This is a genomic window from Streptomyces sp. NPDC048338, from assembly GCF_043201055.1.
Lineage (GTDB): Bacteria > Actinomycetota > Actinomycetes > Streptomycetales > Streptomycetaceae > Streptomyces.
Genome location: NZ_JBICYQ010000002.1, coordinates 441,688 through 465,897 on the forward strand (window position 1 = coordinate 441,688; position 24,210 = coordinate 465,897).

Annotated in this window: 21 protein-coding genes and 1 tRNA gene; 12 read left to right on the forward strand and 10 right to left on the reverse strand. The window is 69.0% G+C overall.

Translation table 11 applies throughout. The features are described from left to right. Positions 1 to 523: 523 nt before the first annotated feature. The 3 genes from ACGFZF_RS06560 to ACGFZF_RS06570 all read left to right on the forward strand — a co-directional run bounded on the left by ACGFZF_RS06560 (position 524) and on the right by ACGFZF_RS06570 (position 3,618). Entirely contained in the window at positions 524 to 1,693 is a 1,170-nt protein-coding gene (locus ACGFZF_RS06560) for a 3-dehydroquinate synthase family protein (protein WP_393551437.1), read from the forward strand. After that, a complete protein-coding gene (locus tag ACGFZF_RS06565; protein WP_393551439.1) occupies positions 1,690 to 2,652 on the forward strand; it encodes a BadF/BadG/BcrA/BcrD ATPase family protein in 963 nt (320 codons plus the stop codon). The genes ACGFZF_RS06560 and ACGFZF_RS06565 overlap by 4 nt, the downstream gene beginning before the upstream one ends. Positions 2,653 to 2,790: 138 nt before the next feature. Further along, a complete protein-coding gene (locus ACGFZF_RS06570) occupies positions 2,791 to 3,618 on the forward strand; it encodes a TIGR03619 family F420-dependent LLM class oxidoreductase (RefSeq protein ID WP_393551441.1) in 828 nt (275 codons plus the stop codon). 5 nt (positions 3,619 to 3,623) lie between these two features. Here the strand turns inward: ACGFZF_RS06570 and ACGFZF_RS06575 are convergent, their stop codons facing one another. Next, positions 3,624 to 4,862: a hypothetical protein gene (locus ACGFZF_RS06575; protein ID WP_393551443.1), complete on the reverse strand. Its 1,239-nt coding sequence runs from the start codon at positions 4,860 to 4,862 to the stop codon at positions 3,624 to 3,626. 70 nt (positions 4,863 to 4,932) lie between these two features. Here ACGFZF_RS06575 and ACGFZF_RS06580 point away from each other — a divergent pair, with 70 nt between their 5' ends. Further along, entirely contained in the window at positions 4,933 to 5,649 is a 717-nt protein-coding gene (locus ACGFZF_RS06580) for an SDR family NAD(P)-dependent oxidoreductase (RefSeq protein WP_393551445.1), read from the forward strand. 600 nt (positions 5,650 to 6,249) lie between these two features. On the opposite strand, the gene ACGFZF_RS06585 is transcribed toward ACGFZF_RS06580, so the two are convergent. Continuing rightward, a complete protein-coding gene (locus tag ACGFZF_RS06585) occupies positions 6,250 to 7,038 on the reverse strand; it encodes an alpha/beta fold hydrolase (protein ID WP_393551447.1) in 789 nt (262 codons plus the stop codon). Positions 7,039 to 7,365: 327 nt separating this feature from the next. Between ACGFZF_RS06585 and ACGFZF_RS06590 the strand changes: the two genes are divergently transcribed. Together ACGFZF_RS06590 and ACGFZF_RS06595 are read left to right on the forward strand one after the other, a co-directional pair. Beyond that, positions 7,366 to 7,782, forward strand: coding sequence for an alpha-amylase (locus ACGFZF_RS06590; RefSeq protein ID WP_393551449.1), 417 nt, complete (start codon positions 7,366 to 7,368; stop codon positions 7,780 to 7,782). 550 nt (positions 7,783 to 8,332) lie between these two features. Next, positions 8,333 to 8,869: a hypothetical protein gene (locus ACGFZF_RS06595; protein ID WP_393551451.1), complete on the forward strand. Its 537-nt coding sequence runs from the start codon at positions 8,333 to 8,335 to the stop codon at positions 8,867 to 8,869. A 1,730-nt stretch (positions 8,870 to 10,599) separates the two neighbouring features. Here ACGFZF_RS06595 and ACGFZF_RS06600 read toward each other — a convergent pair. Further along, on the reverse strand, positions 10,600 to 13,518 hold the full coding sequence (locus tag ACGFZF_RS06600) for a tetratricopeptide repeat protein (RefSeq protein ID WP_393551453.1): 2,919 nt from the start codon (positions 13,516 to 13,518) through the stop codon (positions 10,600 to 10,602). On the opposite strand from ACGFZF_RS06600, the gene ACGFZF_RS06605 reads away from it, so the two are divergent. Next, positions 13,502 to 13,933: a hypothetical protein gene (locus tag ACGFZF_RS06605; RefSeq protein WP_393551455.1), complete on the forward strand. Its 432-nt coding sequence runs from the start codon at positions 13,502 to 13,504 to the stop codon at positions 13,931 to 13,933. The two genes, ACGFZF_RS06600 and ACGFZF_RS06605, sit on opposite strands and share 17 nt — an antisense overlap. A gap of 133 nt (positions 13,934 to 14,066) precedes the next feature. Further along, entirely contained in the window at positions 14,067 to 14,435 is a 369-nt protein-coding gene (locus tag ACGFZF_RS06610; protein WP_393551457.1) for a hypothetical protein, read from the forward strand. 816 nt (positions 14,436 to 15,251) lie between these two features. Here the strand turns inward: ACGFZF_RS06610 and ACGFZF_RS06615 are convergent. Together ACGFZF_RS06615 and ACGFZF_RS06620 are read right to left on the reverse strand one after the other, a co-directional pair. After that, on the reverse strand, positions 15,252 to 15,776 hold the full coding sequence (locus ACGFZF_RS06615; protein ID WP_393551459.1) for a hypothetical protein: 525 nt from the start codon (positions 15,774 to 15,776) through the stop codon (positions 15,252 to 15,254). A 597-nt stretch (positions 15,777 to 16,373) separates the two neighbouring features. Next, positions 16,374 to 16,447, reverse strand: a tRNA-Met gene (locus ACGFZF_RS06620). Between the two features lie 681 nt (positions 16,448 to 17,128). On the opposite strand from ACGFZF_RS06620, the gene ACGFZF_RS06625 reads away from it, so the two are divergent. The 3 genes from ACGFZF_RS06625 to ACGFZF_RS06635 all read left to right on the forward strand — a co-directional run bounded on the left by ACGFZF_RS06625 (position 17,129) and on the right by ACGFZF_RS06635 (position 19,026). Next, on the forward strand, positions 17,129 to 17,626 hold the full coding sequence (locus ACGFZF_RS06625) for a hypothetical protein (protein WP_393551461.1): 498 nt from the start codon (positions 17,129 to 17,131) through the stop codon (positions 17,624 to 17,626). Between the two features lie 43 nt (positions 17,627 to 17,669). Continuing rightward, the gene (locus ACGFZF_RS06630; RefSeq protein ID WP_393551462.1) at positions 17,670 to 18,224 is read left to right on the forward strand and encodes a flavodoxin domain-containing protein; all 555 of its coding nucleotides are present in this window, start codon (positions 17,670 to 17,672) and stop codon (positions 18,222 to 18,224) included. A 187-nt stretch (positions 18,225 to 18,411) separates the two neighbouring features. Next, positions 18,412 to 19,026: an SDR family NAD(P)-dependent oxidoreductase gene (locus tag ACGFZF_RS06635; protein WP_393551464.1), complete on the forward strand. Its 615-nt coding sequence runs from the start codon at positions 18,412 to 18,414 to the stop codon at positions 19,024 to 19,026. Positions 19,027 to 19,291: 265 nt separating this feature from the next. Here the strand turns inward: ACGFZF_RS06635 and ACGFZF_RS06640 are convergent, their stop codons facing one another. From ACGFZF_RS06640 to ACGFZF_RS06650, 3 genes are read right to left on the reverse strand one after another with little or no spacing between them, the layout of a single operon-like run. Continuing rightward, positions 19,292 to 20,131: a universal stress protein gene (locus ACGFZF_RS06640; RefSeq protein ID WP_393551466.1), complete on the reverse strand. Its 840-nt coding sequence runs from the start codon at positions 20,129 to 20,131 to the stop codon at positions 19,292 to 19,294. A 6-nt stretch (positions 20,132 to 20,137) separates the two neighbouring features. Then, positions 20,138 to 20,782, reverse strand: a complete 645-nt coding sequence (locus ACGFZF_RS06645; protein ID WP_393551468.1) for an AMP-binding protein — start codon at positions 20,780 to 20,782, stop codon at positions 20,138 to 20,140. Beyond that, on the reverse strand, positions 20,779 to 21,456 hold the full coding sequence (locus ACGFZF_RS06650; RefSeq protein ID WP_393551470.1) for a CBS domain-containing protein: 678 nt from the start codon (positions 21,454 to 21,456) through the stop codon (positions 20,779 to 20,781). The genes ACGFZF_RS06645 and ACGFZF_RS06650 overlap by 4 nt, the downstream gene beginning before the upstream one ends. Positions 21,457 to 21,650: 194 nt before the next feature. On the opposite strand from ACGFZF_RS06650, the gene ACGFZF_RS06655 reads away from it, so the two are divergent. Further along, on the forward strand, positions 21,651 to 21,929 hold the full coding sequence (locus tag ACGFZF_RS06655) for a DUF1918 domain-containing protein (protein WP_393551472.1): 279 nt from the start codon (positions 21,651 to 21,653) through the stop codon (positions 21,927 to 21,929). Between the two features lie 253 nt (positions 21,930 to 22,182). Here the strand turns inward: ACGFZF_RS06655 and ACGFZF_RS06660 are convergent, their stop codons facing one another. Together ACGFZF_RS06660 and ACGFZF_RS06665 are read right to left on the reverse strand one after the other, a co-directional pair. Continuing rightward, on the reverse strand, positions 22,183 to 22,638 hold the full coding sequence (locus ACGFZF_RS06660) for a CBS domain-containing protein (protein ID WP_393551474.1): 456 nt from the start codon (positions 22,636 to 22,638) through the stop codon (positions 22,183 to 22,185). 60 nt (positions 22,639 to 22,698) lie between these two features. Next, entirely contained in the window at positions 22,699 to 24,171 is a 1,473-nt protein-coding gene (locus ACGFZF_RS06665; RefSeq protein WP_393551804.1) for an AAA family ATPase, read from the reverse strand. Positions 24,172 to 24,210: the final 39 nt, after the last annotated feature.

A 24,210-nucleotide genomic window follows, 5' to 3' on the forward strand; every position in this document is an offset into this window, starting at 1 on the left:
GAGTCTCGGAGTGCTGGGCTGTGAACTCGCATGGTCGTGCGCGGGCTCGGCACCCGGCCCGTCGTTCCCCGTTGTCGCCATCGTGCCACCCACCGTCGTTGTCCCTTTCCCTATGACGCGGCATCGGACCTCACTCGTCAAGCCCCGTGCAGTGCGCGCTCCCCGAGGACATGCACATGGTTCACGTCCCGCCGACGATGGGCACGTGCCCGGTGCTGCGGCTTCACCCGGCCGAGAAAGGTCGGAAGGGCGGGCGGTGGCCTTGGGGCCTGTGGCGTCGTGCCTGCGTCGCTGCTGCCCGTTGACGAACCAGGCATGGGCGGCCGCAGCCGGGCGGGGAGTCGGAGGAAGCGCCCTGTGGTGCGGCGCGGCGCGTTCGTGCAGACGCGGCATGCACCGCCCGACGTTTGCACGGTTCGTGAGGACGGGGCGGCGAGAGACGGAGAACGTCGGCCTGGCCACCCGGGAATCGAGGGACGTGGCGTCCGTGCCGCGAGCGACCGGTCGCCGCTCCGGACCCCCCTTGACAGGAGCACAGCCGCAGAGCCTCAATGAGGCAACTGCCATCCGCTCTGGGAGGGTTGTGCATCCGTTATCGAGCCCGATCGCACGCCGTCTGCACTTCCGCTACTTCCGCGAGTACTCCGGGGCCGTCGCCATCGGCTCCGGCAACTTGGAGCATGAACTGCGTCAGCAGGTGGCCGATGCTCGGCCTTTCGTCCTGGCGGACCGATCCGTCTGGGACAACGGGACGGGAGCACGGGTGCTGTCGGCCCTCGGACCGCTGGCCGACAGCCGTCAGCGACGGATCACGGCCGGTGAGGGCATCAAATCGACGGGCATCTGGCGGGATGTCGTCGACTGGATGCAGAACGCCGGCATGCGGCGGCACGACGTGCTGGTCGTCGTCGGCGGTGGTTCCCTCACCGACCTCGGGGGCTTCGCCGCCGCGACCTATCTGCGCGGCGTGCCCTACATCAACGTTCCGACGACGCTCCTTTCCCAGGCGGACGCGGCCGTCGGCGGAAAGACGGCGGTCAATTCCTCCCTCGCCAAGAACGCCATAGGCGCCTTCCACCATCCCGTCGGTGTCATTGCCGATGTCACGCTCCTGGAGACGCTGGAACGCCGAGACGTCAGCGCCGGCCTCGCCGAGTGCATCAAGGTGAGTGCCGCGCAGCACTCCGGCGAGCTGTTCACGTATCTCACCGACCATGCCGAACTCCTCCTGGCGAAGGACGGGCCTGCGCTGCTGCACGTGGTCAGTGCGGCAGTGGAGGAGAAGCTGAGGCTGCTCGCCGCCGACCCGTTCGAGACGGAGCTGGCGCGCGTACTGAACTTCGGGCATACCGTGGGCCATGCCCTGGAGAGTGCCGACCGGTACCGCACCTGGCGGCACGGCGAGGCGGTCGCCATCGGAATGGCCACCGCGGCCAGGGCCGCGACCCTGCTGGGAATCGCGGATCGCGACACATGCCGTGCCTTCCACCAGGTGCTCACCCGGTCCGCACTGCCGTTGTCGGTCCCGGACGGCTCGGTCGACGCGGTCGTCGAGCACCTCGACGGCATCCGACGCGTCAGGGGTGGCAAGCTGCGATACGTGCTTCCGCGCGCGGTGGGCGAACTGGTCGTCCTCGACGAAGTGGACACCGGAACTCTCGCTCAGGCGATGCGCGGGCGGACGGCGTCGTGAGCGCCGTCATGCGCTTCGCCATCGACAGCGGAGGCACGAGCACCCGGCTGGCGATCGAGGGGCCGCTGCGCTCGACCCTCCGTCCGTACGGGTTCAGGTCCCTCAACCCGGCCTCGCGCCATGCGGAGGAAGCGCTCACGTCTCTCCGCGCCGCTTTGGACCGCGTGGCGGAGTACGTCCGGTACAACGACGACATCCCCGTGTCCGGGGTGTTGGCCGGCGCGGCGATCAGCGCGGAGACCGTGGGTCACTGGGCTCAGGTCACCGCAGGGTTCCTGGGCAAGGCGGGCATCGTGGGGGAGATGGTCCTCACCAACGACATCGATGGCTTGATCGTCGCACCGCCGGTGGCGGGGGCCGGTGGCGTGCTGGTGGTGGGGACGGGCAGCGGCGCGATGGTGATGAGCCGCGGGCGGGTGGTCCGGGTCGGCGGCTGGGAGTACCTGGCATCCGACGAGGGCAGCGCGTTCTGGCTGGGCCGCGCCGGACTCGTCGCTGCGGTGCGGGCCGGCGACGGACGCGGGCAGGCGACGTCGGTGACCGAGCGCATCGAAGCCGAATCAGGCTGCCCGGTCCGGGAGGTGGCGAGGCGCCTGGCCGAACGCGCGCACCCTCGGCAGAACGTGGCCCGGCTCGCCCGCTGCGTGACCGGTGCCTGGTCCGAGGACGGTGACGCGGTGGCCCGCGGCCTGGTGCACGCGGCGGTGGAGGAACTGCTCCTCCTGGTGTCGACGGGGATGCGTCGGGCCGGGGGACCGCAGCCCGCGTGGGCCCTGACGGGCGGCCTGGTCGTGGAATGCACGCCTTTCGCGGAACTCCTGGTGGAGCGGATCACGGCGCTGGACCCCGCGACGCGGGTGACAGTGGTGGAGGAGCCGGTGAAGATGCTGCTGCAGAGCCGCCCGCTGCCGACGTACCCGTCCGATCTGGTACGCCTCACGGTCAAAGTGCCGTCCTAGCGTGGTCATGCTGGCGACGCAGCCCTCGGGACTCCTCGGCGCGGAGCCCCGGACCGGGTACTCGTCCGCGCTGCCGTCCGGGCAGATCGCGAGATCCGGCCCACTCCCCTCCAGTGCCCAGACGGCGACCCTCGGATGGTGAGCGTCGGGCTGCGGGCGCTGAACGTCGTCTGGCGAGGCCCCTCCTTTCTGCGCGAGATGGCGCACGCGGCGGAGGAGGCGGGGGCGGAGTCGTTGTGGGTGTCGGACCACGTGGTGCTCCCGTCCGCCCCCAGGCCCCACGAGCGGTCGCGGACCCAGGGGGCGTTCGTGGACGCCTTCGCCTCCCTCGGCTTCCTTGCCGCCGTCACCGATCGTGTCCGGCTGGGCGTGGCCGTGGTGATCCTCCCGCTGCGCCACCCGCTCCTCGTCGCGAAGGCGGCTGCCGGACTTGACGCCCTCTCCGGTGGGCGGCTGCTGCTGGGAGTCGGGTGCGGTTGGCTGGAGCCCGAGTTCCGGGCCCTCGGCATCGGCTACGCGGATCGCGGCGCCCGCACGGACGAGTACCTCGATGCGCTGCGAGCCGCGTGGTCGAACGGCACGGAGGGGCATTCGGGCCGGTACGCGGCCTGGCAAGGTACGGCGGTGGTGGCGCCTCGACCAGCGCTGGGCAGGGTCCCGATCGTCGTCGGCGGCGAGACCGACGCGGCTCTCCGGCGAGCGCTTCGCCAGGGCGACGGGTTCTTCCCCACCGGCCCGTGCCGTCTCGCCCTCTCCCAGGCAGCCCGGCGCCACCGGCCCGGCATGCCGGTGACGCTGCCTGTGCTGCCCGACGGGGCCGATCTGGAAGGAGCGGTACGTACAGCGGATCGCGTGGTGCTGACCGTGCGGCCGGAGGCTCCGTACGCCGACTTCGCGGTGCGGAACCCCGGTGAGGTGGCCCCCGCCCTCGCTCGGGTGCGCGACACGGCGACGGAGGCGCGGTGACCGTGTCAGGTCGCGGAACCCGGGGCCGGGGTGCCCTCCCGGGTGAGCAGTTCGCGCGCCTGGGCCAGGGTGAAGGCGCAGGCGGGAGTGAAGCGATGCGACAGCAACGCCTCCGAGAGCTCGAATCCGAAGAGGTCCCAGACGAAGATGTTTCGGATCTCCCAGTTGCCGACCAGCCGGCTCAGCTCCGTGCGGGCGAAGTCCGGGTCCCTGATCTCCGCGATGCCGCCGATGATCAGCTGCCCGTTCACGGCGTCGAACCCGAATCCGAGCAACCTCAGACGCATGTCACCGGCCTCCATCCGGCCCACCACATACGCCATCTCCGGTTCGCCCAGGAACCAACTGGGGTCGACGCGGAGGCTGCCGCTCTGCACGGACGAGCCGTCGTAGAGCTCTTCGTACACCTCACGGAGGAAGTTGTGGGTCAGGGACACCGGGGTGACATCGGACAGGTCGTTCGTCTGGCACCCGAACATGGGAACGATGCCGAGCCCGCCACCGTAGGTCGAGACCGCCGGCGAACGCTCCTGGACGATGACCCGGGGCACGCCGTCCTGCCAGAACACCAGCGCGACCGTCATGCCGATGGAGTGGGCCTCCATGCCGCACTCGGCCGCCTTGGCCGCGGAGGACAGATGCCTGTCCCGGATGGGCGTACCGCGTTCGGGACGGACGACCGCGGCGTACGTCTCGTCCTCCAGAGCTCCGCACACGGTGACGTACTGGAAGTAGTCACTGACGAACACCTGGATGCGAGGGCCGTCAGGGGTGGAGCGTACTGCGCGTGCACAGGCATGAAGGTCGTTCCACACATCAGGACTGTCGATCTCTGCCGGATCCCGCAGGCGGGCCGCGACCGTCCGACGGTTGAAGACGATGGTCGAGTGTTCGTGCGGTGGTGCCTGGAGGAGGAGCGAGGTCTCGTCCTGGTCGACCCGCCGCCACTCCGCGGTGGTGAGGAAGGGAATGCTGACCGCTCGTGAGCCGACGACGATCCGGTAGAGGTCGTCGATCCGACCGCGGCTGCGGTAATGGCGTGCTATCCAGCCGGCCGCGAAATCGGGCTTGCGCTGGCGGCTCACCCGCTGCTGCCTCCGGACGGTCAGACTGCGCTGCACCCGCGCCTTCAACGGCCTGAAGGAGAGGCCGAGCAGAAAGGCGATGCCCGCGGCGGCGAGATTGACCAGCAGATCCTCGATCATGAAGCTCCTGCGGTAGGAGGGGTGGGAGGGCGACGACATGCCGGCTCCGCGACCGGCGAGGGTGGGGAAGTGACGGGCCGGTCCGGACGGCAGGCGGTACGTTGCCGGGGTGGACGAAGACGCGCGGGAGCGCGGTGCGGGCAGGGAGCGGCTGTCGGTCCTGGTGGTCGGCGGCAGCCGCGGGATCGGACTGGCGAGTGCGGTGGCGCTGAGGCATGCGGGGCACCGCGTCGCGACCTGGTCCCGGTCGGCTCCGGCCGAGGATCCCTCCACGAGCGGGATCGCGGGTGCCGCCGTGGACGTTCGCGAACCGGACGCCGTCGCCGCGGAGTTCACGCGAAACGCCGGTGCCGGCCGACGGCCGGAGGTACTGGTGTACTCGGCGGCGTCCGTCGGTCGCGGTGCCGTGGGGAGCATCGGCGCGCAGACCTGGCGGGACACCCTCGAGGTCAACGCGGTCGGCGCGCACACCGTCCTCGACCAGTACCTGCGGGTCTTCGGCCGACATCCTGCGCGAGTGATCGGGCTGACCTCGGAGGCCGCTCTGTTCCCCGCTGCGGGACGGTCCGCCTACGCCGCGTCCAAGGCCGCGCTCGGCACCTTTCTGGAGGCCTACCGGGAAGAGGCCAGGGTGTTCGGCACCCTGGTCACGGTGCTGTACCTCGGCAAGGTCAACACCACGCTCTCCCACCGATCCGCCGCCGACAACTCGCGCGCCCTCCAGCCCCAGGACGTGGCCCACGTGCTTGCCGGCCTGCTCGAACTGGCCCCCCATGTGGAAGTCCGTTCCCTCGAAGTGACCTCGGTGCGCTCCCCCTACGGATGATCGGGTTCGTCGGTCGGCGGCGAACCCGCGTGAGGAGAAGACTCCCACGCACCCACCACCGGAGGGGAGGGGGCCGGTGCCGCGGCCATCCCTCTCGTCGCGGGAACGACACAGCCGGCACGCCCGCCTGTGCCTGCGCCGGGGTACTTGTCCACGCAGGGGCCCTGCCCCGTGTCGCCTGATCCGCAGCAAGATCGCCATCGAAGCCGACGTCGGCCACTTCGGTGGCGGCCCTCGGCCTGCCGGCCCGGCGCGCCCCCGCTGGGCCGCACGGGCGCGCCGCACGCCGGGCCCGACTGTCCTCACCGGGGCCGCGCCGGTGGGGAGCGCCCGGGTCAGACCCGCCTGCGGCATCCGGTGCTCGTCCCCGGGCGCAGGACCATTCCACAGGCCTCGCTCGAAAGAGTGGACGCTGCGCAGGCGGGCAGCAACACTCTCGGCCTCGGCTGTCCCCATCTTCGCGCGGGTGCGGGAGGGCGCCGTCGACGATGGCGCCCAGCGGCGCGTCGGGGACCTTCTGCCAGCGTTTTGGGCGCCGCCCGTTCATGCGCTCCTCGACAGCCCGGTCGTCGGCCTCCTGGGTGGCGGGTTGGAGCAGGTTCAGGGGTGGGCGTGACAGAAGTTGCGGACGGCTCTGTTGAATTCAGCTGGCCGTTCCAGGTTGCTGACGTGGCCTGCTCCTGGGATCACGAGCAGTTCGGTGTCCGGGATCGCTTTCTGGAACTGTCGCGCGACCGCCAGTGGCGAACGCGCGTCCTGTTCTCCCCAGAGCAGCAGGGTGGGTACCGACACGGTGGGCAGGAGATCCCGTTGATCGGTCACGGCCATGATGGACAGTTGTGTCCGCAGGGTCTCTGGGCGTACAGCAGCCGCCATGGCGTCCAACAACGGTACGTAAGCGGCGGGCGGGTCGCCGGCGAACAGTCCGGGCAGGGTCGGATCGAATTCACCGCTTGGCACGGCCAGCATCCGGCGGGTGCCCTCGACCCGGGCCCGCACCTCTTCCGGAGGCAAGGAGCCCTTCCAGCCCGCGTAGGTGTCGACGAGGATCAGCGTCCTGACGAGGTCCGCGTGGTGGCGGTAGAACTCCAGGGCGACGGTGCCGCCCCAGGAGAGGCCGGCGATGTGCGCCGGACCGAGCTCCAGCGACTCCACCACTGCGGCCAGAGCGTGCGCGTAGTCCGCGAGGCCGAAGGACTCGGGGATGTCGCCGGAGCGGCTCGCTCCCGGCTCGTCCCACGCCACGACCGAGAACGCGTCCGCCAGCGCGTCGAGTTGCGGCCTCCAAGCGCGCGCGTCGTGCCCGGCGCCGTGCAGGAACACCACGGGCGGCCCCTCGCCCGAACGGTCGTAAGCGATCTCCCTGCCGTTGACCTGCACCGTCGCCATGCCTTCAGGGTAGGCAGGCCCCCTACCGCTGTCGCGGCGGCGCACAGTGGACGGTCACGGTCTTGGTGAAGCGCGCGGGCTATCAGTGGAGGCGTTGATGGTGCGACGGCCGGGTTTGGTGCCCCTTGCGCTGCGCGGATGCCCCGAAGGGGTGGGTCCTGGAGCGGGGGCTCGACCTCGGTCGCGACTATGGCGGGTAGAGCAGTGAAACTTCTTTCAATCGTCAAATGGGTTACTGAACAGCGCATTGATGCGCACGAAGGGGATGTGGCTGAAAGTACTTGCAGAAACTTGCATGAGTGGTCGTATGGCCAGAGGATTCGCGGCATGGCAAACCACATGACACGCGTGTCGCGCCCCGTCGCTCTTGCCGCCATGGCCGCGGCAGGTCTCCTGACCCTTGCCTCCGCTCCGCCTGCTGCGGCGGACTCCGGATCGCCTGCGCCGGAGTGCGTGGAGTACTTCCAGAGCTGGCGCTACACGGACGTCCACAACGGCTGCGGCGATACCGTCTCCGTCACGGTCGCGTACACGAACGGCCAGTGGGCCCCTTGCCGCGTCATCGAGTCCGGCGGCTGGGCGACCTTCTCCGGCTACGGGACGAGCGGCAACTACGTCGCGGGGCTGCGGACGTGTGACCCCGCCATCGTCCCGGCCGGCGACGTTCAGGCCCCGGATATTACGGGCCGAGTGGATGCTTCGGCCGCCGTGGGATGGCACCTCGGAGCGAGTCGATTGCGGTGAAGCCTTCGATGGGCTTCGTGGGCGACGGCGGGGGAGGACCGACGCCCACGAGTAGCGTCCCCGCTGCCGGGAGGTTGCTGATGCTGCTCAGCCACGACGCCCACGAAGGTTCACTCCGGACAACGCTGCACCGGGATCTCGACATCGCCAACAGCGCCGCCGCGCCCCGCGGATCGAGGCGCTGATCGCCGCCTACTGCCCCGCATCGATCGTGATCGAGCTCATCAGCACTCCTTCGTCCCTGGCCGGCTGAGCGCGATCGCCCGGGCGAGGCGCGGATGTGAAGGCCTGAACGTGCCCTTCTCTCTTGTGAGACCAGCGGCCGGCCGGAGCCCGCCCCGAGCTTGGCAGGGCACGAGAGCCAGTGGCGGCGGATGAGCCCCCTCCATGGCGCGGTCCGCGCCATGGAGGGGGCGCGGTCCGCTTGGCGGGTGCCGTCACTCGACCAGTCCGGTCCGGCGCGACATGTGCCCGGTCAGGTGGACAGGCTGGAATTCCGTCTGCGGGACGTACGTCGAGACGTCGTTCCGCCTCATTGATGGGAGCACCCATGCGCGGTCATCTCACGCGCGCCGTCACGAAGGTCAGCCTCGTTCTGGCCATGCTGGGCCTTGTCGCCACCACAGCGACGACCCCCGCCGCGGCCCGGACGGTACAGCTCATCGACCGAGAGACCGTCGTGCTGCCCCTGAGCGGCACGTTCGGAGGCTTCTTCTCGGAGCCGATCGACATCACCGGCAGCATCCGGGTCCGGGTCGTCACCGATACCGAATCGGGCGGTGGCGGTATAGCCCGTGTGACCAGCACTCTGCTGAACACCACCGGCATCGGAGAGGTCAGCGGCGACGCCTACCGCTTCGTCGGCAGCGACACCGACGAAGTTGCCTGGCCGCCCGACCCCGTCACCCCGTTGACCTTCAACCCCACGTTCCTCAAGATCGTCCCCCCGAACCCGATCGTCCCGCCGCACCCGATCGTCCCGCCGCACCCCATCCAACCCGTCATCGTCGACGTGACACTCGGATCCGACGGCGCCATCCAGAACATCAGCGCCCTGGTCGACCCGGGCACCATCGACAACCCCTGAGACCGGCGAGCCGAAGCACACACCGACGGCCCGGCACCCCGAGCACAGTGGGAGCCAGGCCGTCGGCGTGCAGAGCCAGGTGTATCGGCGCCCCCGGACTCCCTGCAGGGAGTAGGGGGGAGACCGAGCGGAGCAGCCACTTGGCAGCGGCACGTCCAGGACGTTCGTGCCCAGCGAGGCCTGTCGATCCGCGGACAGTCGTGCCGGCTGTCTGGGGCGAACTGCCCGAACAAGCCAGGGGAGCCCGCTGCCTGGCTGAGCGGGCCGCGGGGCCCGCTTCCGGGCCCACCTCGGTCGACGACGCCAGGCCAGTACGTCAGCGCAGCGATCACGTCTGCTGTCAGCGTGCGGTTGGCCATCTCCATGACTCCAACCTTCCATCAGACTCTTCCGCGACCGGGCAATCATTGTCTGTCGCGGTACGAGTGATCTGAGTCAGAGATTCGTCGGCAGCCGAAGTGCGGCGGGATCCAGCACGTTGATGTCGCTCGCCAGCGCCAGAGCCAGCCGATGCCCCTGGGGGAGTTCCTGCGACGAGGCGTCGATCTTGTGGGTCCAAAGGTTGTAGCCGACGCCGACCGAACCGCTGAGGACCGGTGTGGTGCAAGACGAACGTGAGGATCAGCGTCATGGGCCTTCCCTTCCGCTAGCTCTCCCAAGGTCTTGCGCTGCAGGCAGCACTCCTCACGGGGTGGCGGCCTCGATCACCGGACCAGTTCACGGGCGCGCGGGCCGCCTCGTTCAGTGCACCGAACTGCCCAGGAGACTCCGTCCTCCACCGGCGAACCGTCGCACTGCGACGCTTCGCGTGCAGACCAGCCGACGGGTCTGACAGCCATGGGCACCGATGGCTCCCGACGTCGCAAGGTCCCACAGTATGTCTGGTCAGTGGGAACGGTTGGCACGGGTTGCTCGCGCAATTTCACTCGCGCGAGGTCGGCGCGAACACGTTCCAGTCGTCCTGTGAGCCGTCACGCATTTTCTCATCAGCACTGTCAACTTAGCCGTCCAGGCTTCGAGTCGGTGGTGCTCACCACGACCCGTACTCGCCCCGCTTCGGGCGGGTTTCCGTTCGAGGAGCGCAGTCGCTGGCGCGCTCCCCGCGTAGCAGGTGCGGCAGATAAGCCCGTCGACCACTCAGCCGACTTCGCCGCCCGCCCGCCGTAGCGTGAGCACGTGCGGACGTGCCAGCGTTCGTATTCCTCCGGTGTCACCGACCGCCCGATGGCGTGGTCATCGGGCTCGCTGGCCAGTGCCCCTCTTTTGCCAGGCCCTGCCGCGTGATGGTGAGCGCGGACTATCGTGGAGTCCACCGATACAACCCAGTTCCCGTACTTCTCGGGCAGGTGGACCCGCTGCGATCCGGTCTGGAACTTCCAGGCAATCGCATCTCACCTCACCGTGATCCCGCCACCGGCCACCTCGTCGTGGCGTCCGGTCGGGCAACAACGGCTCGATCCGCGCCCACTGCGCGTCAGTCAACGGCACACCCGGACCAACTATCAGATGATCCGGGCGATACGACCTAGTTCAGAGATGTGACCAGGCCGAAATGGACTGCGTCGGACCAGATCGCGTGCGGCATGGGTCCTCCAGAACCTCCCTGGTGTCGAACATTCAGGCTAGGTACGGCACGGTCGTGATCGCATGTGAGGCTTGTGTAACGCGTTACGTCCTGCAGGGGGTCACCCGGGAGGTATGGCGCCCATGCCATCCGGAATGCGCGCGTACTACGACTGGCGGGCGATAGAGAGGTTGTTGCGAGAGGTGCGGGTGTCGGGATGGTGTTCACCGAGGACTCTCACCCGGTCGGCTAGGGTCTGTTCAAAGAGGGGGATGGCTCGGCTCAGGTCTCCTGCCGCCTGGTAGGTGCTGGCGAGGTTGTTGCGGGAGGTCAGGGTGTCGGGGTGGTCTTCGCCCAGCACCCGCAGTCGGTCGCCGAGGGTCTGCTCGAAGAGGGGGATGGCCCGGCCCAGATTCCCCGCCGCCTGGTAGGTGCTGGCGAGGTTGTTGCGGGAAGCCAGGGTGTCGGGGTGATCTTCGCCCAGCACCCGCACGCTGTCGGCGAGGGTCTGCTCGAAGAGGGGGATGGCCCGGCCCAGATTCCCCGCCTCCCGGAACGCCCCGGCGAGGTTGTTGCGGGAGGTCAGGGTGTCGGGGTGGTCTTCGCCCAGCACCCGCACCCGGTCGGCGTAGGTCTGCTCGAAGAGGGGGATGGCCCGGCTCAGGTCCCCTGCCGCCTGGTAGGTGCTGGCGAGGTTGTTGCGGGAGGTCAGGGTGTCGGGGTGGTTCTCGCCCAGCACCCGCAGTCGGTCGCCGAGGGTCTCCACGTAGAGCGGGATGGCTCGGCTCAGGTCTCCTGCTGACTGGTAGGCGCCGGCGAGGTTGTTGCGGGAGGTCAGGGTGTGGGGGTGGTCATCGCCCAGCACCCGCACGCAGTCGGCGTAGGTGCGTTCGAAGAGCGGAATGGCCCGAACCAGATCCCCCGCCGCCCCATAGGCGCTGGCAAGGTTGCCGCGGGAGGTCAGGGTGTCGGGGTGGTCGGGGCCTGAACAAGCAGCCTGTGCGTCGCTGTGGCGCTGATAGTTTTGCGCGGCATTGGCGGGCTGTCCGCTTTCGTAGTCGTAGCGTGCCACGCTGCCCAGCAGTGCGAGGCTTTCGGCGGTGTCGAGGTCTTCGACGAGGGCGCGGGCATGGGGTGTGATGTCGGCCAGGTCGAGTCTGCCAGGTGTGTAGACCGGCTCCATGAGGCGTGTGGTGGCGGTGATGGCGGCCGCGCGGAGCACGGTCCTCGTGTCTGCGGTGTCGGGTTGCAGGTTGAGGGTGCGGCTGACGAGGGCGTGGACGAACCAACTGGGCGGCTCGGTGCCGGTCTGGCGGATGAGGGAGCGGCGCTGGGCCGCTGACAGGGCCCTGCGGTTGGTCCTACGCGCGGATTCCTCCTCTTCCTGGAGGAGGGTGGCGCTGACGGCGGTGAGCAGTCGTTCCGGCAGGGGGGCGGGGGCGAGGGTGGCAGCGATCCGCAGGAGCGTCAGGGCGTCATCGTCGAGATGCTGAAGGCTGCGGGTGAAGGTGGCGGCGATGTCGTTGGTGTGGTCGGTGGGGACCTGCATGAACAGGTCGCCGACCAGTTGCTGGAAGGCGTCGCCGTGCTGGGTGTCGGTGAGTTGGTCGAGAAGTTCGGTGTAGGTGAGGCCGGGCTGGTCGGCCAGGCAGCCGCGGGCCAGGTCGACGGCCAGGGCGTGAAAGCCAAGACGTTGCGCCAGCGTTCGCGCGGCCGTTTCCTCCGGCGGGCCGGCGGGGACGCGCGCGGTGACAAGCAGCCGATACGCCTCATCCCGGTGCAGGACGTCCACGTCGACGACGGGGAGCTGGTACCCCCGCCACCGGCTTGTCATGATCGTGCGGCCCAGGGGGTGAGGTGCGGCAAGCTCGCGCACCAGGTCCGGCGGGAGTTGGCCGGGGACATCGTCGACGATCCACAGACAGGGCTCACCAGCCTGTTCGATCAGGCGGCGGGCGGCCTCGCGGATCTGCACCGGGTCGGACTGAGTACCGTCGAGAGCAAGGGCTGCCGCGACCTGCTGGTGGTACTGGGCGCGCACGTCGTCGTTCAGGCTCTCGCTGCCGGGCGTGTCCGGGGCATGGCTGGCGGCGGTGGTGAACCAGTAGATGCCGCCCGGGTAGAAGGAGGCGAACCGGCGGGCGTACTGCTCGACCAGCAGCGTCTTGCCCACACCCCCCAACCCGATCACCACCGCCTGGCCCGAGGAAGCCTCATCGTGCGTGGCCGGGTACTCCTGCGCGTGCAGCGCATGGTGCAGCTGCCAGAACTCGTCCACCCGCCCGATGAAACGCTCCGAACCGAGATGCTCCACCGGGCGCCGCACCGGCCGCCGCGCCTCGATCGCGTCCCCCAGACATCCCGGAGAAGCAGCAACCCGCTCGACGACCCGCTGCACCAGCCGGGCCACGGAATCGGAGTCGGTGGTGGTGCAGTAGCGGGCGTCGCGCAGCTGCACGGGCTGAATGTGCCCGGGCCCGGGCTCAGGGTTGATCACCAGGATGCGCTCACCGGCCCCGCCCAGCACACTCGCCGCCCGGAAGGCGGTCAGCAGCTCCCACTGACACGCGGGACGGGCCGGATAGGCAGCCGAGTAGTAGGCGACGAACAGCCGGGACCCCGCCAGCGCACTGCGAATAGCCGGAGTGATGCCCTCGAACTCATCGATCCCGGACTCGTCCAGGAAGACACTCACCCCCGCGCAGCGCAACGCCTCGACCAGAGGCAGCACCGACGCACGGTCCGTCCGGGGGTAGCTGAAGAACACCTCGTCCGTACCGGACTGCCCTGAGCCCACACGGTCGTGGCTTGTCACACGCATAGACGCCCCCGTCATCCCACCCGCCGCCTCGAACCCCGTCACGCAACGGCAGAACCAGGCTAGCCAGCCGGACCCGGCAAACGCCGAGAAATGACCTAAGACGTCGCTTCGCGGCCGTACCGGCCGGCGACGTAGCGGCGTAGTTGAGGCGAACGTGCTGTCTGTATCAGAGCGGTCGGAGAAACGCGTACTCGACAGACTGCGCTGGCCGCGTATCGGAAGTGAATCTTGCACATAGGGTGTTGGCATGTCGCTGAGCTGCATAGCCCTCTCGTCTGGACGTTCGATCGAGCTCACCGAGCTGCGAATGTCTTCGACGTATGGAGGGATGCTGGAGGGCTACCCGTGCAAGCTCATCAATGACATGAGAGTCAGAGGCCTCCAGCGGCAGGCTGAGTGTGCGTTTCCATCCAGGCCAGTTCATCTGGTTCCACCCTCCCGCGAGTACCCGGACCAGACCGCTGGCGCCTTCGGCCCCGTTGAGGTACTTCCTTCCGTGGCCTGCATCGGGGTCTTCCACTCGACGGCGGTCGCCTCTGAACTCGACCCGGTGCTGCACCGTTCCGCTATCACCGTGGTCTGGTTCCAGACCGGCTTGGATGTCCCGTCGGGCGTGAACGCCGACCTTGGGCTGCGCAGCATTCGCTGGGAGGAGCTGGCGCAGGACTACGAGCTCTAGCGACGAGGGCCGATCAAAGCCACTCGTTGATGGCCGCGACGAGGACGGTCGCCTCGTAGCGGACCGCCAGCTTGTCGTATCGCGTGGCGACGGCGCGGTGCACCTTGAGGCGGTTGATCCCACACTCGACCGCGTGACGCTTGCGGTAGTCGGCTGGGTCGAAATGTGGTGGCCGGCTCGGCAGCTACAGCAGCAGCCACACCGAGACGATCAACCAGTCGGTGACGGTACCGGCGGGCTGCACCAAACCCCTGCTCACGACTACCTGCACATCGACATCGACGAGGCCGGATCCACGGCGTACGACGTTTTCCGGGTACAGGTCAACGGCACCACGCTCGCCACCAAGTCCAACGCCAACGCCGCGAGCGGCTACGTCCAGCAGTCCATCGACCTGACCTCCTACGCCGGACAGCAGATCACGCTGACCTTCACGGCTGCTGAGGACTCGCCCCTCCAGACCAGCATCGTCCTCGACGACGTGACACTCCAGGGAAGCTGACGGCCTGATCCGAGCGCGAGGCCCGGGCCAAATCACAAACGTTGTGGACTGATTCGGGTCCTGTGCGCCCCCGGACCAGCAGCGCAGTAGCCATGCTCTGGCGGTCATGTGTTCACGGGCGGCACGCGGTCAGCGCGTGACGCTGCCCGGTTCGCCCACCGCTGCGACAACTGCCCCTGCCCTGGCCTCAGCCGACAGCGCGTGCCGCGATCCAAAATCACCCGCGGAGGAACGCTGCCGTGGTCGCAATGAACCGGTCGGCATCGTCGAGCCACGGATAGTGGCCCGCCCCTGGCTGCACCACCAGCCGGGCGTCGGGGAAACGCGTCCGCGAACTCGGCAGACGACCCCGGCTGACTGTTCAGCTCGAAAATCGGTGAGTACCAGAACCGGCGCCTCACATGCGGCGAGCGCCTCACGCGTGCGCTCTCAGGTGAAGCCGCCCTGGGCCGGGAACAGAGCGACGGCCTAACGGTTGGCCGGCCGACTGGCCGCATGCGTCTCCTGCGCCACGGCGTCCCATCGGCTCCAGAAAACGGGGCGACTCCTTCCCAGCCGCTGAGTCGCCTTCAGCGTTCGCTTCCAAACAACGAACGCCGCTGGAAACCACGGCTCGTTCCTCCGAAGCTATGCGGCCTCGCGCCTCGCCTACTCCGTGATCGCACGCCGACAGCCCGCGGGCAGGGGCCAGGAGCTGCTCGACAGTCTCCGCAGATGCGCCGGCATGGTAGCGAACCCGGCGACGACAAGCACCCTGGCGACCGCCGTTGAGTGCGCCGCTACTCGGTCGACTGGCTCCTCAAGCCCTCGGCCAGTTCACGAGGTCCAGATCGGGTCGTCCGGAGCAGGCCGCCCAGAAAAGCGTTGGAGCGGATCTCCAGCACGTGAGAGCCGGCGGCGCGCGACAGTGATGAAGTCGTTCTGCGCTGATTCGATACCCGAACGCAGAACGAGCCAGCTCTCCTCCGGGGTCAGGCCACGTTTGACCATGGTGTGGAGACGCCATATCTGCTCATCAAGGGCGTGAGCAGCTTCCGCAATATCCCTGTCAGCAACAAGGTTCACCATGCTCAGAGCCTCGTTCCACGGTCGCCAGTCGATAGTGGTCGGGAGCACCACGCCCTGAGGGACGGAGTCAGGGCGACCAGCTTCCATGTCGCTGAGGTCCACGAGCAGACCTGAAGATTCGCGCAGCACACGCGCGCACGTCGCAGACACCTGGTCCCGGACCCAGTGTCTGTCCTGCGCCCTCCTGCTGACCACACTCCCTGCGAACACACCAATCAACGTGGTCACGACTGCCCCGGCAGGGGCAGCCAGCAAACTCCACAGAGCAGACATGGACCGATTCTGACGGGCTGAGGGACTGGCTCGCAGGCGCTTCCATCAGCATGACGGGCCTCTTCACTCTCAGCCCACCGAACACGACAGGAGGGCGGCCGCGGGCCGGACGGCGGACGCGTCTGCCCTCTTGGCGAGGTCGAGGCCGCCCCGATCTCAGTTCCGACGTTCATGCTTGCATGAGTGCGAACCTCCGTTTCGGGGGGATCCGATCTCCGTACGGCCAGGCGCGGCGGTGTGGTGTGTCACGTTGGCAGGGCAACGAGAGCCCACACACGCGGGCGCCCAGCCGGTCGATGGAACCTGACCCGGGCCCCGCAACGGACCCGGCCCCTGCCTCCACCCTTGTGGGCAGCACTGAGCTCTCTCCAACTTCACGCTGAGCTGGTCAGATGTAGGGCGAGGACGGCTTGGACGAGTGCGGTGATGCGGACCGGACGGCGGCGTGCACGGCCCCATCTCCCCTTCGTCGACAGTCCTGGGTTCCGATGATCGTCTGGGATCTCCGTCGGCGACGACGGGCAGCAGGGAGTGGTGCGCTGGAAGCAGCACGCATGAGGCCCGGATCCACAGGATCCGGGCCTCATGACACTTCAGTAGCGGGGACAGGATTTGAACCTGCGACCTCTGGGTTATGAGCCCAGCGAGCTACCGAGCTGCTCCACCCCGCGTCGGTAGGTGCAACAGTACGCCACCCGCGGCACTCTCAAGGCCAGGCTCTCGTGAAGGCGCGTGTGGGTCGGACAACGGGGGCGATCGCTTCACTCGGCCGGTTGCAGGACGGAGAAGCCGAGTCATGGCAGAACGCCCCGCAGGTCCGTCAATGAGGCCGTCCCCAGGGAGGCGGGCTGCCCTACTCCGTTGATTCGAACGGGCGTATTATTTTGACTGTGGGTCGGCTCCTTCATCCTGCAAGACACCCTTCGTCGCTCAGCTCCGTCTCGACCGGGCCCGGGGGCTGTGTGGTGCTTGCCGTGAACCGCCATGTTCTGGAGCGCCGTTGCCGGGCCGCTTCGACCTGGGTGGGGCGATCGGCCGGGGTGCCTGCCGAAGGCGACGCTGCGATGATTGCTGTAGATCGGCCAGTATGACGGTAGGTGATTGCCGTGGTTGCCCGGCATCACGGGTGGGTCTTCACCGCCTGGGGGACCCTTGCTCTGTCCGGCATCCTGGCAACGGGATGCGTGGGGTCCGACAGCACCGGCAGCGTCCGCCCCGCTGCCGTGCACAGTGCCTCCGGCGGCGACTGCTGGAGATCCGGCACATCAGGCGACGATTGGGGCGACTGGGAGTCGTGGAGCCCCGGACGGGGGCCCGCCATGATGGGCGCCGGCTGCTCGTGGGGCCCGGGCATGAGGGGCGGACACTACTGGCAGGCCGGCGACGGCAACCCGGTGGTGACCATGGACCAAGCCCGACAGCGGGCTGACGCCTTCGCCGACCGGCTCGACCTTCGGGTCGGTGAGGTCATGCGGTTCTCGAAGAACTTCTACGCGGAACTCGAGACCTCCTCGGGAAAGCCGGCCACGGAGATTCTCGTCGATCCGGCCGACGGTGATACGGGCATCGAGTACGGGCCGGCGATGATGTGGAACACCGACTACAGCATGCATCGCGGCCGGACCCAGGACCGGATCACTCCCGAGCAGGCCCAGGACCGGGCCCGGCAGTGGTTGCAGGACCAGGACAGGCATCTGACCGTGGGGGAGGCCGAGGCGTTCCCGGGCTACTACACCTTCCACACCCTGCACTCCGGAAAGATCTCCGGCATGCTGTCGGTCAATGCCTCGACCGGTGCCGTGTGGGACCACACCTGGCACGGCACGTACATGGCCATCAGCGAGCACTGACCGCTGGAGGGAACCGGAACCCTGAGCATCACAGAGGAGTGTCATGGTTTCCGTGCGGATTCTCTGCGCTTCCGAGCACCATTCGACGCAGGAGATCGCCGAGGAGATCGCCGGGCGGCTCGAGCGTGCTGGTCATGACACGAACGTGGGGACTCTGCGGACCGGCGCGGAGCCGCTCGGTCCACCGCACGACGCGCTCGTCATCGGCAGCGCGGTACATGACGGTGCATGGCTGCCGGCGGCGGAGAAGTTCGTCAGGGGGCATGCCGCGCGCATGGCCGACCAGCCGGTGTGGATGTTCAGCGTCGGCATGACCGCCGCTTTGCCACGTCCGATGCGCAGGCTTGCCGAGCGGGCCGAACAGCCCCGCATCGCGGCCCTCGTCGATCTCGTCCGCCCGCGTGACCACCGCCGCTTCTCCGGCGTGATCCGACGCGAGCACCTCGACCGGAAGGGCGCGCTGCTGTTCCGGCTGTGCGGGGCCCGCTACGGGGATCACCGTGACCCGGCGGCGGTGGACGCCTGGGCGGACGGTATTTCCCGTGCGCTGTGGGCTGCCGGGACCGGTTCCGGGGATGACGGCGCACGGGGCGCGTGACTCGATGCGCGGCTGCCGTGAGGCCGGCTCGATGGCGCTTCCCGCGGGAGCCTGCCGGGGGAGCGGGCAGCGTTTGGTCCGGTCGGCCACTGCCTCCTCCCTGGTCGGCTCATGTCGGGCCGCCGGTCGTGCTGCCAGTCTGGAAGACGGGTCAGGAGAGACGGCCCAAGGGAAGAAGGAGGCCGTCATGAAGAGTCTGGAGGGACAGGTCGCACTGGTCACGGGGGGTGCTCGCGGTATCGGTGCGGCGGTGGTGCGGGCGTGCGCCGACGAGGGGGCTCGCGTCGTGCTGGCCGATGTGCTGGAGGAGGACGGGCTCGCCGTGGAGCGTGAGATCGAGGATGCGGCCCTGTTCTGTCCGGCGGATGTGACACGTGAGGCCGACTGGGCAGCCGTGGTCGGCGCGGCCGAGCAGCGGTTCGGCCCCCTCTCCCTGCTCGTGAACAACGCGGGAGTGGTGGAGTTCGGGTCGATCGAGGAGACGGACCCCGAGACCTTCCGTCGGGTCCTGGAGATCAACCTGGTCGGGCCCTGGCTGGGTATGCGGGCCGTGGCCCCGTCGATGCGCCGTGCGGGAGCGGGCGTGATCGTGAACGTCTCCTCGACGGCGGGCCTGATGGGCTATGCCGGTATCGGAGCCTACGTCGCCAGCAAGTGGGGACTGAGGGGCCTGACGAAGGCTGCCGCACTGGACCTGGCACGCGACGGCATACGGGTCTGCTCGGTCCACCCGGGTCCGATCGCCACGCCCATGACCGCCGGTATGGACGATTCGATCACTGCGGGTCAGCCCATCGCCTGATTCGGCACACCCCAGGAGGTGGCCCGGATGGTCGTGTTTCTGGCCGCTGAGGCCACGTACTCCACCGGCTGCGAGTTCGTGGTCGACGGCGGTGCCACGACGGGCAGCATGATGCTCGCCCCATCGGAGGAGTGACGGGACGTGGACGTGCACAGCCGGGCTCTCTTCTGGCAGGAGAGTGCCCGGCTCTCGCTGGGCGAACGCGTACAGAACGGCACGTTTCGCAGAGCAGCACCGTGCACGGACAGACCGGCGGATCGCCGCGTCAGCCGTGCGGGACGATGGCGACGGGCGCGGGGCTGTGCCGCAGCAGCGTGTGCGTCAGACGTCCGATGTGAGCCCCTCGCGCGGGGCGCCGGGTGTGTTTGCCGACGACCACGAGGTCCGCTGAGGACGCCGCCCGCAGAAGCTCCACGGTGGGTGAGCCTTCCGCCACCCAGCCCGTGATCTTCACCTCCGGATATCTCGATCGCCACGCCGCGAGGTGCTCGTCGAGAAGGTGCTGGAGTTCCGGCGCCACGGGCGTCCGGCCGGCAGGCCCGCCGATGCCGGCCGGGACGGGGAGCCGGCGCTCTTCCGCGTACACGAGGTGCACGTCCTGCTGATGGCGAGCCGCCGTCTCGAACCCGAAGGCGAGGGCCGGGTCGTAGGGCTCACGCAGGTTCAGCCCGATCAGCACGGTCCGAAGGTTGCGTCCGACGCCCGGCGCCCGCACCACGACCAGCGGCCGTTCCACGCGGCCGACCACGGTCAGGAGCACCGATCCCAGAAGGAACCCCGCGATGTCACCCAGTGCCCGGGATCCGAGCACCAGGAGGTCTCCCTCTCCGGCCGCCCGCACGAGTCGCGCGGCGGGGCTTCCCGTCATCAGCCGAGTCGTCACGGTCAGCCCCGCATGGCGTGCGCACAGGCCGTCCGCGGCGTTGCTCAGCACCGCTTCGGCATCCGTCCTCCGACCCTCGGGGGCGATGCCCCGTCGCGGCTCCTGGATGTGCACCAGGCATACGGTGGCGCCGCGCGAGACGCCTTCCTCGGCGGCCCACTCTGCCGCTGCCGCGCTGTTCGCCGTGGTGTTGAGGCCGACCACGATGACGGGGGCGTTCATTTCGGATCACCTCGACTGCAGCCGGTACTCCGGCTCACGAGCGGTCAACCGGGCCGCGCACCCGTTCCAGGTGTCGAGCGCCGGATAGTCGTCCTCGGACAGTTCCCTGCCACTGAGTTCGGCGAGAGCCTCGACGAACTCGAGGAAGTCGACCGAGTCCATGTCGAACGTGTCGCGCAGCGGCACGTCGGCGTCGAGCCCGGTGAAGTCCGCGTCAGGGACGACACGCTGGACGGCCAGCATGCGCAGGGCGACGGGCTCGGGCCCGAAGGCCGTGAACAGCGGGCACAGGACGCGGCCGGCGCGCAAGGTCCCCAGGACGACGGTGTACAGCTCGTACCGACGACCGAGAAGAGTGAACACCCGTTCCCCGGGGCCGATGCCCAGCGAATCCAGGACGTGGGCGAAACGCGAGCTGTCACGTGCCAGCTGGTCGTAGGTGGCATTCCGAACCGATCCGTCCCGTGCGACGAGGCGCAACGCGACGTGCTCGCCGTGACCGTCGAGAAGATTCCGGTCGACGGCTTCGTACCCCATGTTGAGGCCCGATCCCGGCAGCCCGGCCAACCGTGACCGTTCCCGGTGCCAGGGGAACGTGGCCCGGGCACTGTCGTAGTCAGGCATCACCGGCGCCACCCACAGAGCGTTCATCGCGGCGGCTCCACGTCGGGTGCGAGATTGTCGTAGCCGTGGTCGATGGACTCGTGCAGTGCCACGACACCGTCGACGGAGCGGCACAGCCGGGTGATCACGGCGATGTCGCCGCGTGCGTCGACCTGGCCGGACAGGGTCACCACCCCATCGGTCACCGATACGCGGATCGAGTCGGGAGCGAGGCGCAGGGTGGCGCTGAGGACGTCGTGCTCGATCTCCTCGCGGATCGCCGTGTCGCTCCGCAGGAAGGGCCTCAGCAGGTCGGTGCGGCTGACGATGCCGACGAGCCGGCCGGTCTCGTCGGTCACCGGTAGCCGCTTCACACCCTTGCTGTTCATGGTGCGGGCCGTCTCCACCAGGTTCCAGCTCGGACGGGCGACGACGGCGGGCCCGGTCATGAGATCGGCGGCCGTCTCGGCGTCGGGCAGGCCGTTCTCCCGGGACAACAGACGCACGCCGGCCCAGCGGCCCTCCAGATCGGGGAGTTCCGCCGTGGTGCGCAGCAGGTCGGCTTCGGACACGATGCCGATGACGCGGCGCTCACCGTCGACGACGGGGACGGCGGAGACGTCATGTGCACTGAGGAGACGGGCGATCTCCTTGAACGGGGTGTCGGGAGCGGCGCTGACCACTTCGTGGGTCATGACCTCGAAGACGGTGCGGTGTTGCATGGCTCCTCCTTGGGGGAGTGGCCGCCCTACACCCACCTTGATCCGCCATCTTCTCCAGAGGGCAGTGCCAAACGGTCCCCTTGTGGGACCGATGGCCCCTATGGCGCCATGCCCGACCGGGCACAGGGTGGAGTGGAGCACCCTCACGCACGGGCGCCGAGTGGGCCCGGGCCTGATCCGGAAGAGACATGACCATGGACACCATCGGAGAACGACGCTCCCCGGCAGGACAGCGAGTGGGGTTGTGGGCTCGCGTCGGTGACCGGCTGATCGTAGGAGGTGCCACCGTCGGTGACGAAGGCCGCGACGGTGAGATCGTCGCCCTGCACCACACGGACGGCACCCCGCCTTTCGACGTCCAGTGGTCGGACACGGGCCGGATCACCCTGGTCTTCCCCGGGCCGGACGCGCGAGTTCAGCACTTCCCTCCCCATGGGCCCTCACAAGTCGGTGCCGTCACGTCCGGGCCGTGAACCTTGCGGTCACATCCGCAGCAGGAGGAACCGTGCGAGCCAGGCGAACCGACAACGTCCTCGGAGACGGGTCCGGCAGGTGCCCGCGCAGCGGCACGGCGCTTTCCGCAACGATGCGCGGACGGTCGCGCAGGGGCGGCTTCCCCGCATGTGCCGTACGCGGAACGATGCCGTGCGGGTGTCGGCCGGGTCAGGGCGGATCCGCGGGTTGCGGGGCAAGGCACATTCCTCGCCGCAGGGCGCCGCCACCGCCTCATTCCCTCTCCGGACGACTGGCCGAGGGCGGGCCCGGCGGCTCTTCGAGGACGCTCCAGGCGACCGGGCCCAAGAGGTCGGCCAGTCGTTGGAACACGTCCATCAGCATGTCGTCCACGGTCAGGATGCCCACCACCCTGTGGCCGTCCAGGACGGGCAGCCGTCGCACTCCGGACGTCCGGAAGGTGCGGTATGCCGCGTGGATGTCGTCCCCGACGTTCACGGTGATCACTGGCGCGGTCATCACCGTGTCCACCGTGACTTCCGGGTCCAGCCCCCGGCCCAGTGCCGCCAGCGCCAGGTCGCGATCGGTGACGATGCCCTTCAGCGAGCCGCCTTCGATGACCACCAACGAGCCGACTCCGTACTCTGCCATCTCCCGGGCCACGCGTGACAGGGGCGCCCCCGCCGTGACGGAAACCACCGGGTGGCTCATCTGCGCGGAGACGTTCATCGCCGTGCTCCTGACGTCCTCGAGGTGTTCGAGCGTCGACCTCTCAGAGGAACACTGTCGTCAGTCCGGCTCCATGTAAGGGGGACGGAACAACAGAGGGTCTGCCCCGTGGGGGCGCATGGCGGCCAACGCCACGGTCACGGCCCTCTCCAGGGGACCATCGGTGTCCACCGGGAGGGCTTCCGCCCACACCGCCTCCCGCTCGGCCATGGCCAGAGCCACGCCGAGATCGGCGTCGGACACACCGGCGTCGCGCCCCGCCAGGCGGGCCCGCGTGACGGCCTCCGGTACCTGACAGTGCAGTTCCACCAGGTCGGCGCTGCCCCGCTCGGCCACACGGCGTGCGGCCTCGCGCTGTTCGGCGTCCGACCACGTCGCGTCCAGGACGACGGACTCGCCGCGGGAAAGGAGCGCTGCCGCCCGTTCCAGGAGGGCCGCGTAGGTCTTGGCGGTCCACGCGGGCGAGTACAGACCCTCGCCGAACGGTGCGGCAGCGGATTGCTCGGCCGGGATGTCGGCGAGTTCCTTGCGAAGACGGTCACTGCTGAGCAGCGTCATGCCGAGTCGGTCGGCCAGGGCGCCCGCGAGAGTCGACTTCCCACTGCCGGGAAGCCCGCCCACGAGCGTCAGCCCGACAGCTGAGGTACGCAGGTGGCGCCTGGTCATCGAGGTCAGCCGCCGTGCGGCGACCTCCGCGCCCGGTGCTCCTTGCCGTGCCTGGATGAGAGAGACCTTGGCACGGACGAATGCCCGGTAGGCGACGTAGTGGTGGCGCAGGGAGACCGGCGCCGGATCACCTGAGAACTCTCCGTACCGAGCAAGGAAGAAGGCGGCCGACTCGGGGGCGTCGAGGGCTTCGAGGTCCATGGCCAGAAACGCAGCGTCGTCGAGACCGTCGACGTAGCGGAGCCGGTCGTCGAACTCCAGGCAGTCCAGAATGCGGGGGCCGTCGTCCAGGCAGAAGACGTCCTCCGCCAGCAGGTCGCCGTGACCGTCGACGATCCGCTGCTGCTCGACACGGGCGACGAACAACGGGTCCCGGCCGGCCAGGTAGCGGCGAACCCGTTCCTCGACCTCTTCCAAACCGTCCGGAACGGGCATCTCCTCGGCCAAGGCACGGACCTGCGCGAAGCTCGCTTCCCAACGGGATGCCAGCGCGTCCCGCGTGCCCTCCGCGTCCACCTGAGGCGTGCGACGCGCCTCCGCGTGCCGCGTGGCAAGGAGCCGGGCGATGGATCTCAGATCATCCCGGACGTCCTCGCCCTCCCGCACCAGCCGGGACAGACGCCGATCCGCCGGCATACGCCGCATCACCACGAGGGGTTCGGCCTCTTCGCCACCAGGGGCCTGGAAGGTGCCCACGCCCAGATAGGCGTCGGGGGCGAACCGCCGGTTGAGGGCCACCTCCTTCTCGCACGCGGCCCACCGCGCCTCGAGAGAGCTGTAGTCGAGGAACCCCAGGTCCACCGGCTTCTTGAGTTTGTAGGCGCGGTCGCCTACGAACAGCACCACCGCGGTGTGTGTCTCGCGCACTTCAGCACGTGGATACGAGCCGTCGGAGACGGTCGTCAG

Coding starts and splice junctions, on each gene's coding strand:
- ACGFZF_RS06625 (WP_393551461.1), top strand. CDS start 17,129: ATGAGGGGCGGACACTACTGGCAGGCCGGCGACGGCAACCCGGTGGTG.
- ACGFZF_RS06655 (WP_393551472.1), top strand. CDS start 21,651: ATGGACACCATCGGAGAACGACGCTCCCCGGCAGGACAGCGAGTGGGG.
- ACGFZF_RS06590 (WP_393551449.1), top strand. CDS start 7,366: ATGGCAAACCACATGACACGCGTGTCGCGCCCCGTCGCTCTTGCCGCC.
- ACGFZF_RS06615 (WP_393551459.1), bottom strand. CDS start 15,776: ATGTCTGCTCTGTGGAGTTTGCTGGCTGCCCCTGCCGGGGCAGTCGTG.
- ACGFZF_RS06660 (WP_393551474.1), bottom strand. CDS start 22,638: ATGAACGTCTCCGCGCAGATGAGCCACCCGGTGGTTTCCGTCACGGCG.
- ACGFZF_RS06600 (WP_393551453.1), bottom strand. CDS start 13,518: ATGCAGCTCAGCGACATGCCAACACCCTATGTGCAAGATTCACTTCCG.
- ACGFZF_RS06645 (WP_393551468.1), bottom strand. CDS start 20,782: ATGAACGCTCTGTGGGTGGCGCCGGTGATGCCTGACTACGACAGTGCC.
- ACGFZF_RS06595 (WP_393551451.1), top strand. CDS start 8,333: ATGCGCGGTCATCTCACGCGCGCCGTCACGAAGGTCAGCCTCGTTCTG.
- ACGFZF_RS06605 (WP_393551455.1), top strand. CDS start 13,502: ATGTCGCTGAGCTGCATAGCCCTCTCGTCTGGACGTTCGATCGAGCTC.
- ACGFZF_RS06575 (WP_393551443.1), bottom strand. CDS start 4,862: ATGTCGTCGCCCTCCCACCCCTCCTACCGCAGGAGCTTCATGATCGAG.
- ACGFZF_RS06650 (WP_393551470.1), bottom strand. CDS start 21,456: ATGCAACACCGCACCGTCTTCGAGGTCATGACCCACGAAGTGGTCAGC.
- ACGFZF_RS06640 (WP_393551466.1), bottom strand. CDS start 20,131: ATGAACGCCCCCGTCATCGTGGTCGGCCTCAACACCACGGCGAACAGC.
- ACGFZF_RS06635 (WP_393551464.1), top strand. CDS start 18,412: ATGAAGAGTCTGGAGGGACAGGTCGCACTGGTCACGGGGGGTGCTCGC.
- ACGFZF_RS06585 (WP_393551447.1), bottom strand. CDS start 7,038: ATGGCGACGGTGCAGGTCAACGGCAGGGAGATCGCTTACGACCGTTCG.
- ACGFZF_RS06630 (WP_393551462.1), top strand. CDS start 17,670: ATGGTTTCCGTGCGGATTCTCTGCGCTTCCGAGCACCATTCGACGCAG.